The 10,518-nt window shown below is 44.8% G+C and carries 11 protein-coding genes; 8 read left to right on the top strand and 3 right to left on the bottom strand.

The window, feature by feature from the left end; translation table 11 throughout:
• The first annotated feature begins 345 nt into the window (after positions 1-345).
• The 7 genes from JMF81_RS02965 (at position 346) to JMF81_RS02935 (ending at position 7,397) form a co-directional block, all read left to right on the top strand.
• A complete protein-coding gene (locus JMF81_RS02965) occupies positions 346-1,386 on the top strand; it encodes a threonine aldolase family protein (protein ID WP_201309971.1) in 1,041 nt (346 codons plus the stop codon).
• A 37-nt stretch (positions 1,387-1,423) separates the two neighbouring features.
• The gene (locus tag JMF81_RS02960; RefSeq protein WP_201309970.1) at positions 1,424-2,347 is read left to right on the top strand and encodes a fructosamine kinase family protein; all 924 of its coding nucleotides are present in this window, start codon (positions 1,424-1,426) and stop codon (positions 2,345-2,347) included.
• Positions 2,348-2,624: 277 nt separating this feature from the next.
• Positions 2,625-3,365 (top strand): helix-turn-helix transcriptional regulator, encoded by a 741-nt coding sequence (locus JMF81_RS02955; protein ID WP_201309969.1) that lies wholly within the window; start codon positions 2,625-2,627, stop codon positions 3,363-3,365.
• Between the two features lie 210 nt (positions 3,366-3,575).
• Positions 3,576-4,433, top strand: coding sequence for an N-carbamoylputrescine amidase (gene aguB / locus JMF81_RS02950; protein ID WP_201309968.1), 858 nt, complete (start codon positions 3,576-3,578; stop codon positions 4,431-4,433).
• A 15-nt stretch (positions 4,434-4,448) separates the two neighbouring features.
• Complete coding sequence (locus JMF81_RS02945; RefSeq protein WP_201309967.1) at positions 4,449-5,837, top strand: APC family permease; 1,389 nt, start codon at positions 4,449-4,451, stop codon at positions 5,835-5,837.
• On the top strand, positions 5,819-6,925 hold the full coding sequence (gene aguA / locus JMF81_RS02940; RefSeq protein ID WP_201309966.1) for an agmatine deiminase: 1,107 nt from the start codon (positions 5,819-5,821) through the stop codon (positions 6,923-6,925). The genes JMF81_RS02945 and aguA overlap by 19 nt, the downstream gene beginning before the upstream one ends.
• A gap of 205 nt (positions 6,926-7,130) precedes the next feature.
• A complete protein-coding gene (locus tag JMF81_RS02935; RefSeq protein WP_201309965.1) occupies positions 7,131-7,397 on the top strand; it encodes a hypothetical protein in 267 nt (88 codons plus the stop codon).
• A gap of 56 nt (positions 7,398-7,453) precedes the next feature.
• Here JMF81_RS02935 and JMF81_RS02930 read toward each other — a convergent pair whose 3' ends face one another.
• Both JMF81_RS02930 and JMF81_RS02925 read right to left on the bottom strand, forming a co-directional pair.
• The gene (locus tag JMF81_RS02930) at positions 7,454-8,254 is read right to left on the bottom strand and encodes an ABC transporter permease (RefSeq protein ID WP_201309964.1); all 801 of its coding nucleotides are present in this window, start codon (positions 8,252-8,254) and stop codon (positions 7,454-7,456) included.
• Positions 8,244-9,008 (bottom strand): ABC transporter ATP-binding protein, encoded by a 765-nt coding sequence (locus tag JMF81_RS02925; RefSeq protein WP_201309963.1) that lies wholly within the window; start codon positions 9,006-9,008, stop codon positions 8,244-8,246. Before JMF81_RS02925 ends, JMF81_RS02930 begins: the two co-directional genes overlap by 11 nt.
• Positions 9,009-9,075: 67 nt before the next feature.
• On the opposite strand from JMF81_RS02925, the gene sfsA reads away from it, so the two are divergent.
• Positions 9,076-9,801, top strand: a complete 726-nt coding sequence (gene sfsA / locus JMF81_RS02920) for a DNA/RNA nuclease SfsA (RefSeq protein ID WP_330611448.1) — start codon at positions 9,076-9,078, stop codon at positions 9,799-9,801.
• Here the strand turns inward: sfsA and JMF81_RS02915 are convergent.
• Positions 9,798-10,475, bottom strand: a complete 678-nt coding sequence (locus tag JMF81_RS02915) for a Crp/Fnr family transcriptional regulator (RefSeq protein WP_201309962.1) — start codon at positions 10,473-10,475, stop codon at positions 9,798-9,800. The genes sfsA and JMF81_RS02915 overlap by 4 nt on opposite strands.
• Positions 10,476-10,518 lie beyond the last annotated feature (43 nt).

Below are 10,518 nucleotides of genomic sequence, written 5' to 3'. Positions count from 1 at the left end.
CATATCTCAAAAAGTTAAAAGCGCTTGGCTGGGAAGCTCCTGTCGTTGCCTCATAAGATTTCCAGTTAAGTTTAAAAAGACATTAAAATTTATCAGGGAGTAGTCTGCGCTTTTTTGGCTACCTGAAAGTTAATGTTTCACAGTAATAGTCTGGATAAAAAGAGGGGACCGGAGATTCGAAAATCCCCGGCATTATGAAAAAGTATGAAAAAAGTTCTAGCAAAAGTAACTAATGTATTAGTTATTTGCTATGATTATAGTATAATGAAAGAATATGAAGAAAGTGTGACAAAATGGAAAAAAATAATTTCATAAGAATAAATTAAGAAACAGGAGGAAGTTTCTATGCTGTCATTGGAGAGTGATTACATAAAAGGAGCACATGAAAAAATACTGGAACGACTCTGCGAGATCAATATGGAACCACAGCCGGGATATGGAAGTGACAGATATTGTGAACAGGCAGGAGAAAAGATAAAAGCAGCATGCGGATGTCCTGATGCAGAAGTTTTTTTCCTTGCGGGAGGAACCCAGACCAATGCAGTTGTCATTGATAGTATGATTCAGTCTTTTGAAGGGGTGGTTGCGGCAGATTCCGGACATGTCAGCATACATGAGGCGGGAGCCGTGGAATTTACCGGACATAAAGTGCTGACGATTCCTGGGAAAGATGGGAAAATACAGCCGGAAAATCTGAGAACGTTTTTGGAAGATTTCTGGAAGGATGGAAATCATGAACATATGGTGTTCCCGGGAATGGTGTATCTTTCTTATCCGACGGAATTCGGAACGCTGTACAGCCTCAGGGAACTGGAAGACATTTCAGAGATATGTAAAAAGTATCAGATTCCGCTGTATCTGGACGGGGCACGGCTTGGATACGGGCTGATGAGCAGAGAGTGCGATCTGACACTTCAGGATATTGCGCGGATCTGTGATGTCTTTTATATCGGCGGCACGAAAGTCGGCGCTTTGTTTGGGGAAGCAGTAGTATTTCCGAAACATAATACGCCGAAGCATTTTATCAACAGAATCAAGCAGCATGGAGCGCTGTTTGCCAAAGGCTGGCTTATGGGAGTGCAGTTTGATGTTCTTTTTACGGACGGACTTTATTTCGAGATCAGCAAAAAGGCAGTTGAACTGGCACAGCAGATGAAAGAAGGATTTGCGCAGCGGGGATACGAGTTTTTTATAGATTCTCCGACAAATCAGCAGTTTATCGTGCTGGAAAATAAAGAAATGGAGAGGTTAAAGGAAAAAGTAAAGTTCAGTTTCTGGGAAAAATGTGATGACTCTCATACGGCAGTTCGTTTTGCCGCAAGCTGGGCAGCAACGGAATCAGAGATACGGGAGCTATTTGAAATTCTGGATGAAATGAGAAATTAAGCAGCAGGTCAATGTGTATTCAAAAGGTGGGAAAGAGATGAGTTTAGAGAAAGCAAGACAGGATTATGAATCTTTCAGTGAGGCGGTCAAAGAGATTTTTGGAGAAAGGGCGGAGATTACCGGGCAGGATTATGTTTACGGAGGCAGTATCAATGATTCCCGTAAAATCAGTCTGTCTACCGGAGATCAGATTTTTGCAAAGACAAATACCATAGAAAATCAAAAATTTTTCGAAACAGAGATTACAGGTCTTCAGGCCCTGAGATCTGTTGGTGAAATTGGAGTGCCTGAGATTCTGGGGAGCGGAATCGATCAGGAAAAAGGGATTTCATTTCTTTTGCTGGAGTATCTGGAATGTTCGTCCAAGAGAAAAGATTACTGGACGGAGTTCGGGCATCAGCTGGCAAATCTGCATAAAGCGGAATGTTCCCGATTTGTAAAATCTGACAATGAAAATGACCGATATGGTTTTCTGGAAGACAATTTTATCGGCGCAGGTCCTCAGAATAATACGCCGAAAGAAAGCTGGATAGATTTTTACAGGGAGTGCAGACTCCTGCCGCAGATGAAGGCTGCAGAAAATTATTTTGACCCTGATACCATGCGGAAATTAGACTGTCTGCTGGAACGGCTGGAATCATATCTGGAAGAGCCGGATTTTCCATCCATTCTTCATGGTGATCTGTGGGGAGGAAATGTCATGTGCGGCAGTGATGGAAAAGCATGGCTTATTGATCCGGCCGCATATGTGGGAGATTTCGAAGCAGATCTTGCCATGACGCAGCTGTTTGGAAGCTTCCCGGAGGAATTTTACAGTGCCTACAATGAAATCAATCCGATTTCCGCAGATTATCCGCAGAAACGGGATTTTTATCAGCTGTATCATCTCTTGAATCATCTGAATTTATTCGGAAGATCTTATTTCGGAAATGTCATAAGAATTATAAGAAAATATGTATAGTCCAAGATTTTTTAGATAATTTTATTTTTTGTTTAGAAAATTTTATAGGCAGGAAATTGAATCTCAGGAGGAATCGGGTATAATAAAGACATAGTTTTTCATATATATTTTAATCCTCTCTTTTCATTAATAAAAAAGCAGAAGTCCCATCGGTTTCCGGTGGGGCTTTTCTTGATTTTATAGGATTTTTTTCTGTATCAGATTCTTGACATGAAAATTATCCAGTAGTAGTATTTACGAAATAATGGAATTCAGGAAGAAAGGCACCAAGGATAATATGCTGAAAAATAATGAATGGATGATATTGAATGCGATAATTTATAAAATTTATAGTATGGATGATATAGATGAAATGCGGATGCAGATCATGAAACAGCTCCGGTATCTGATTGATTTTGACAGTTCATCGTTTTATCTGGCGGCAGGAAGGGAAAATGAATTAGAACGGCCGGTGGGCATCGGATATTCTGTGGAAGATATGAAGGATTATATTAACGAATTTAAAAATATGGATTATTCTAAGGGACTGATGCTTACGGGAAATAATATTTCTTACCGGGAAAGCGATCTGCTTCCAGAGGAAGTCCGAGTGAAAACCCAGTACTATAAAGCAGTCTATGACAAACAAGGATGGCATTTTTCTCTGCATCTCAACATCAGTTATCAGGAACAGTTTCTGGGAGTTATGTCTTTTTTTCGGGAAAAGGGAAAGAAAGATTTTGAATATGAAGATTTATTTGTTCTGGATGTGCTGAAAGAGCACCTGGCTCTCAGGCTTTATAAAGAACAGGAGAAAGCAGAACAAAGGAAAATGACTGTGGAAGAATGTGCATCGTATTATGGATTAAGTACAAGGGAGCAGGAGGTGCTGGGACAGCTGATGCACGATGGAAGTTCGGAGGAAATCGCATCGGATCTGGGAATCTCCGTTAGTACACTGCGCAAACATTGTCACCACATATACCGGAAACTTGGCATCAGCCAGAGGATTCAATTATATGAAATGATAGAAGAATGAAATAGAATAAAAGTTCTATTTTAGGGATGAAAAATAGAACAAAAAGATAAAAAGAGGGAATTGTAAAGCTATATGTGCTTTTATATAATTCTGATTGTAAAGCAAATTGCAGTGAGGCAGTTTTTCATTGATTTGGAAAAGCTGCCTCTTTTTTCGTTCTAAAATATCCGGAATTTTAAATACGATCAGCAAAAGAAAGGAAAGATTGATATGAGAAAAGTAAAAGTGGCAGCAGTGCAGATGTCTTGTGTGTGGAACATTGAGGAGAATCTGTTAAAAGCTGAAGATATGATACGGGAGGCCGCAAAACAGGGAGCAAATATTATATTGCTTCAGGAATTATTTGAGACACCTTATTTTTGTCAGAGACAGGATTTTTCATATTTTGATCTGGCGAAGACATTGGAAGAGGATCCGGCAGTTCAGCATTTCAAAGATATTGTCCGGGAATTAAATGTAGTGCTTCCGATCAGTTTCTATGAAAAAGCAGGAAATACGGCATTTAATTCTGTTGCAGTCATCGATGCGGATGGAAGCGTACTTGGAATTTACAGAAAAACGCATATACCAGATGGACTTCCGTATGCGGAAAAATTTTACTTTACACCGGGAGATACCGGATTTAAAGTCTGGAAAACAAAATTTGGAATCATTGGCGTTGGAATCTGCTGGGATCAGTGGTTCCCGGAATGTGCGAGAGCCATGGCGCTTCTTGGAGCGGAACTTTTGTTTTATCCAACGGCCATCGGTAATGAACCGATTCTGCAGCATGACTCTATGCCGCACTGGCGTCACTGTATGCAGGGGCATGCGGCGGCCAATATTATGCCGGTTATTGCATCCAACCGGGTTGGAACCGAAAAGGACGGAACAGAGATGACATTTTATGGATCATCCTTTATTGCGGATGAACATGGGGAACTGACAGCAGAAATGGATAGAGAGTCTGAGGGTGTGATCACTGCGGAATTTGATCTGGATGAAATCGCAAAAAGAAGAAGAGAATGGGGCGTGTTCCGTGACCGCAGGCCAGAAATGTATCAGATTCTGATGACACATGGCAGATAGAAGGAGGAGAGTGCTATGCAGAAAAAATTTCATTTAATGGATGCGGTAATGGCTGTCATTTGTGTGGTATTCGTAGCAGAAGCGGCGGCTCCTGTGGCGGCAGTCGGGAATTCCCAGTATTTCTGGTGGATTTTCCTTCTGGCAGCATTTCTTCTGCCATATGGCCTGATCGCATCGGAACTTGGTACAACTTACGAAGGAGAAGGCGGCATCTATGACTGGGTTTCCAAGGCGTTTGGGAAACGATGGGGCGGCCGGGTTTCCTGGTACTACTGGATTAATTTTCCATTGTGGATGGCGTCTCTTGCGCTGATGTTCCCGGATACTATCAGCCTGCTGACAGGGAAAACCATGGGAATCATCCCGGCACTGCTCATAGAGCTGTGCTTTGTGTGGATTGTTGTTGTGATCAGCTTTTTCCCTGTCTGTGACAGCGCCTGGATTTTAAACGGCGCAGCCGTGATCAAAATCCTGATTGCGCTGACATTGGGAATTCTGGGAATCTATGGAGCTGTTCACAATGGTATGGCAAATGAATATACACTGCGTTCCCTTCTTCCAAGTTTCGATCTGGACAGTCTGTCTTACATTTCCGTGATTATTTTTAACTGTCTCGGATTTGAAATTGTATGTACCTTTGCCAAAGATATGGATCAGCCGAAAAAGCAGATTCCTCAGGCGATTATTGCGGGAGGACTGGTAATTGCGGTGATTTACATTTTTATGGCGTTTGGAATCGGTGTGGCAGTGCCGACCGATCAGATCAATATGAGCACAGGACTGCTGGAGAGCATTCAGCTTTTGACAGGAAGACCAACGGGAATCATCGTAACCGTGGTTGCCGTGGCATTTTTACTAACCTTGTTTGGAAATATGATTTCCTGGTCGCTGGGTGTCAATAATGTGGCGTCCTATGCGGCAAACCGCGGAGATATGCCGCAAGTCTTCGGAATCCGCAGAGGGAAACATGACATGCCGGTGGGAGCATCCATTATGAATGGTATTGTGGCGAGTCTGATTCTGATCATAGCGCCGTTTATCCCGAATCAGGAATTGTTCTGGTGTTTCTTCGCACTGAATCTGGTCATGTTTCTGCTGGCCTATGTTCCGGTATTTCCGGCGTTTCTGAAATTGAGACGGATAGACGCAGACCGGCCGAGACCGTTCCGGGTGCCGGGAAATCAGATGACAGTCCGCGTGATCGCCGTGGTCCCATGTATTCTGCTGGTGATTTCTATTATATTTACGGCAGTTCCGATGTCGTTTGACGCGGAAACCTTAAGCGGAGTGCTGCCAATCACAGTGGGGGCGGTGATATGTATTATCATCGGTGAATTTATTGTACGTGCAGACAGGAAAGAAATAAAAAAAGGAGATGAAGCGTTATGGCAGGAAGAATTATAAATACAACACCAAAACAGGATGGATTCCGCATGCCGGGAGAATTTGAGGAGCAGGAACAGATCTGGATGCTCTGGCCCCAGCGGACGGACACATGGAGAGACGGCGCCAAACCGGCACAGAAAACATTTATCAAAGTGGCAGAGGCAATCCGCCAGTTTGAGCCGGTGACCATCTGTGTGTCACCGGAGCAGTATGAAAACTGCAGAACCCAGGTTCCGGAATCCATACGGGTCGTGGAAATGACGAGCAATGACGCCTGGATGCGTGATATGGGCCCGACCTTTGTTGTTGACGATCAGGGCGGCATCCGCGGCTGCGACTGGACGTTCAATGCCTGGGGCGGCCTTGTGGACGGATTGTATTTCCCATGGGATCAGGATGATCTGATCGCCAGAAAAGTATGTGATATGGAAGGAATCGACAGCTACCGGACCGAAGGATTTGTGCTGGAAGGAGGATCCTTCCACGTAGACGGAGAGGGAACGGTGATTACCACGGAAATGTGTCTGTTAAGCGAGGGACGCAATCCACATCTGTCAAAAGAAGAGATTGAGGATATGCTCAAAGAGTATTTAAACTGCGAGAAAGTCATCTGGGTTAAAGATGGAATCGATCCGGATGAAACAAACGGCCATATTGACGATGTGGTGCAGTATATTCGTCCGGGAGAGGTGGCCTGTATCTGGACCGATGACCCGGATCATCCGTTTTACAAAGAGGCGAGAGCAGCCTACGAACAGCTGTCCCAGGAAACTGACGCGAAAGGACGAAGACTGAAGGTGCATAAAGTCTGCCTGACAAAGAACCCTGTTCTTCTGAAAGGCGCGGACACCATCGACCGGACAGAAGGCGCGGTTCCGAGAGAGGAAGGAGATACGACGATCGCGTCTTATATGAATTTCCTGATCGTCAACGGCGGTGTCATTGTTCCGCAGTATGGGGATGAAAACGATGCACTGGCGCTGAAACAGATTGGGGAGCTGTTTCCGGAACGAAAAGCGGTAGGTGTAAGAACAGAGGAAGTTGTGTACGGCGGCGGAAATATTCATTGTATTACTCAGCAGCAGCCAAAAGCAAAGAAATGTTAAGTGTCAATTAAATCTCTGTAAATATATCCAAATACCTTGATAATAAATAGTAATATTAATATAATATATCTAACCGGTTAGAATATCGGTCCTCGGAGGGTGTATGGAAATATTCTGCAGTGTCATAAATTCGCTGCAGACTACGACAGCAAGGTATTCACGTAATAATAAACTTGAAACAAATACAGGAGAAGGAAATAAAGATATGATAGAAAATTATCTCTCTCAGTTAAATGTTCCGGATGTCCTGATGGCGGTTCTGTCCGTAACCACGGCGGTTTCCTGCCATTCTAACAGCGGAACGATCCGAAGAAAGATTTACTGCGGATGTATTTGCATTTATATTCTTCTGGTCATTGCACTGACCATCGCATGCTTCCTTGGATATAGTGACAGCGTCGGGGACTATCTGGCGATTTCCATCGGGTGGCTGGTCGGACTGTTTATTGCGACAATGACAGAAAAGGGATAACCTTACAGAAAGCAGAGGCGTATCACATAGATTTAAAGTGATACGCCTCTTTTCTTTTACATATGTTTCACTGCGTATTTTTCGGCTGCGTGCAGGAGTCTGTAAAGCAGCATGGCGATCAGACACAGAAGAATGATGGACATCATGACCCAGTCCATCTTAAAGACCTGGCTTCCGTAAATGATCAGATATCCAAGCCCCGCTCTGGCGGCCAGAAATTCTCCGATGATCACTCCCACCAGAGACAGTCCGATGCTGACTTTCATCAGGCTGATAAAGAGAGGAACGCAGCTTGGAATCACCACAAGGCGGAGACAGTCGGCTCTTGAGCCTCCCAGTGTCCGGATCAGGATCAGACGTTCCGGATCCACCTTCATGAATCCATGATACAGGTTCAGGATGCTTCCGAAGACGGCGATGGATATGGCGGTTATAATGATGGTTTTCATATTATTTCCCAGCCAGACGATAAGAATCGGCGCCAGCGCGGATTTCGGGAGACTGTTTAATACCACCAGATAAGGTTCCAGAATATCGGCGGCAGGGCGGCACCACCACAGAAGAATGGAAACTCCCAGTGTGAGTATCATAACCAAAAGGAAGCTTGCAATGGTCTCAGCCAGCGTAATGCCGATGTGGAAAAACAGACTCTGGTCTTTCAGCATTGTGTAGAAACACTGGACCACACGCTGGGGACTGCTGAAAATGAAGCCGTTTAAATATCCTTTTTCCACGGAAATTTCCCATGCGGCCAGGATTGCCAGCAGCAGAAGCACCTGCGCGGCCAGAATCCAGTATTTTCTCCTTTGCAGTGAATGAAGATATTGTTTCTGTGCTTCGGACGGCTCATGTGTCATTGATATCCCTCCACAACTGATTGAAATAATCTTTGAATTCTACGGCATTTCTTGCGTTTTTCGGTGTTTTCTCCGGACAGGACAGATGGATTGGAATGACTGATTTTACAGTTCCCGGACGTTTGGTCAGGACGATGACCCGGTCTGCCATACTGACAGCCTCTGACAGATCATGGGTGACCAGAAGAGCGGTTTTATGTTCCTGTTTAATGATAGTGCCGATATCATTGGATACATTTAACCGGGTCTGGTAATCCAGTGCGGAGAAGGGTTCATCCAGCAGAAGAATATCCGGAGAGAGGGCAAGGGTGCGGATCAGAGCTGCCCGCTGCCGCATGCCGCCGGACAGCTGGTCCGGATAGGAATCACGGAAATCTTCCAGGCCGTAAGAAGCCAGAAGGCGCTCCACACGCTTATAGGCAGCAGGATCTTTGATTTTTTGTATTCTAAGTCCCAGGACAGCATTTTCATATATGGTTTTCCATGGAAGAAGCTGGTCATTTTGCAGCATATAGCCGACTTTTTCTTTGGAAATCACGAGAGGATAGCCGTTGATCAGGATTTCTCCGCTGTCCATGGGAAGGAGCCGGGCGATCAGATGAAGCAGCGTGGACTTTCCACAGCCGCTGGGTCCAACGACCGCAATAAATTCACCGGGTTTTATATGGAAGGAAACATTCTGGAGAGCGGGAGTTTCCTGTTTTAAGGTGTGATACGTATAGGAAACATGATCAAGGGACAGGGCATAAGTCATAGAAACCTCCGAAATCTTTGTTATAATAGAATATGCAGAAAGAGAGAAAATGCGCCGGAGCGGGGGCATGGATCTGCGCAGAATAGAAGGAAAAGGTGAAACAGAAGCAATGAAATATGAACATATGACAGAAGGAATTTTTTTAAGCAGGCCTAACCGGTTTATTGCCATGGTGGAAGCGGAAGGGAGTCAGGCCAAGGCACATGTGAAGAATACAGGAAGATGTCGGGAACTGCTGATTCCGGGAACCAAAGTATTTCTTCAAAAGCACAGCAATCCGGAAAGAAAGACAAAATATTCCCTGATCGGAGTCATGAAGGGCGATGTTATGGTCAATATGGATTCTCAGGCGCCAAACCATGTGGTCAGAGAATGGCTGGAGCAGGGAGGTATCTATCAAAACCCGGATTTGATCGCAGCAGAGCGAAAATACGGCGGCTCACGTTTTGATTTTTATATAGAAGGCGATGGAAAGAAGGCTTTCGTTGAGGTAAAAGGGGTTACTCTGGAGGAAGAAGGGATTGCCCGGTTTCCGGACGCGCCGACAGAACGAGGCGTCAAACATGTAAAAGAATTGATGAAATGTATAGAAGAAGGTTATGAAGCGTATATTATTTTTGTGATTCAAATGAAAGGAACCTGGCGGTTCGAGCCAAATGACAAGCATCATCCTGAGTTTGGAACCGCACTGCGGGAAGCCGGACAGGCCGGCGTCCACATACAGGCGCTGGACTGCAAAGTCGGCATAGACAGTCTGGTGATTGATCAGCCGGTGCCGGTGGTTCTGGACTAAAGTCCGTCCGCGATATCCTGCAGGATATCCGGATTCAGAATTTTAATCTGGTTTCTGCCGGCGATTTGGAGGGCACCCTGATTCTGCAGACCGGACAGGGTCCGGGACAGGGAAGGACGGGTCGTATTCAGATAAGCGGCCAGTTCACTTCGGTTCATACTCAGGAAGACTGTGTCGGCGCCGGTGCGGTTTTCCAGAAGATATCTGGCAAGTCTCTGTTCCAGTTCTCCGCAGGTCAGAAGATCCAGACGTTCCTGTTTTTGATGATTATCCAGGGCAAAGATGTGGAGCATGTTGAAGATGGCCTGACTGTGATGCTCACAGTTTTTCTCACAGGTGCGGAAGAAGAAACTCCGGTCTGCCGTGAGGATCCTGCAGGGACTTTCTGTCCGGACGGTGTAGCCAAAAGAGTCTTTGTCAAGGAAAACATCGGTTTCGCCGAACAGACTGCCGGCAGAGCGGTATTCGATGTTCATGGGTTTTCCCATATAATTATACTGTTCCAGGATAACGGTGCCTTCCAGAATCAGGTACAGTACGGCAGGTTTGTCATCCGGGAAAATAATCGTCTGTCCCTTTGGAAACGTCAGAGTCTCAGCATGGGAGCAGTAAAGAATCCTCTGGATTTCAGTATCATTTAAATTTTGAAAGAGTAAAGTATCTTTAAGTTCCATTTTTTCATCCTTTTTTTGTGCTTTGTAACATATGTTACAGAAA

The sequence above is a fragment of the Anaerostipes butyraticus genome (genome assembly GCF_016586355.1).
GTDB classification, from domain to species: Bacteria; Bacillota; Clostridia; order Lachnospirales; family Lachnospiraceae; genus Anaerostipes; species Anaerostipes butyraticus.
The sequence above is the reverse complement of the archived record's forward strand: the minus strand, read 5'-3'. Positions and strand labels throughout refer to the sequence as shown.

Excerpts from the sequence above, each read along its gene's own strand:
- JMF81_RS02965 (WP_201309971.1), top strand. The coding sequence starts at position 346 with ATGCTGTCATTGGAGAGTGATTACATAAAAGGAGCACATGAAAAAATA.
- JMF81_RS02960 (WP_201309970.1), top strand. The coding sequence starts at position 1,424 with ATGAGTTTAGAGAAAGCAAGACAGGATTATGAATCTTTCAGTGAGGCG.
- JMF81_RS02955 (WP_201309969.1), top strand. The coding sequence starts at position 2,625 with ATGCTGAAAAATAATGAATGGATGATATTGAATGCGATAATTTATAAA.
- aguB (WP_201309968.1), top strand. The coding sequence starts at position 3,576 with ATGAGAAAAGTAAAAGTGGCAGCAGTGCAGATGTCTTGTGTGTGGAAC.
- JMF81_RS02945 (WP_201309967.1), top strand. The coding sequence starts at position 4,449 with ATGCAGAAAAAATTTCATTTAATGGATGCGGTAATGGCTGTCATTTGT.
- aguA (WP_201309966.1), top strand. The coding sequence starts at position 5,819 with ATGGCAGGAAGAATTATAAATACAACACCAAAACAGGATGGATTCCGC.
- JMF81_RS02935 (WP_201309965.1), top strand. The coding sequence starts at position 7,131 with ATGATAGAAAATTATCTCTCTCAGTTAAATGTTCCGGATGTCCTGATG.
- JMF81_RS02930 (WP_201309964.1), bottom strand. The coding sequence starts at position 8,254 with ATGACACATGAGCCGTCCGAAGCACAGAAACAATATCTTCATTCACTG.
- JMF81_RS02925 (WP_201309963.1), bottom strand. The coding sequence starts at position 9,008 with ATGACTTATGCCCTGTCCCTTGATCATGTTTCCTATACGTATCACACC.
- sfsA (WP_330611448.1), top strand. The coding sequence starts at position 9,076 with ATGGATCTGCGCAGAATAGAAGGAAAAGGTGAAACAGAAGCAATGAAA.
- JMF81_RS02915 (WP_201309962.1), bottom strand. The coding sequence starts at position 10,475 with ATGGAACTTAAAGATACTTTACTCTTTCAAAATTTAAATGATACTGAA.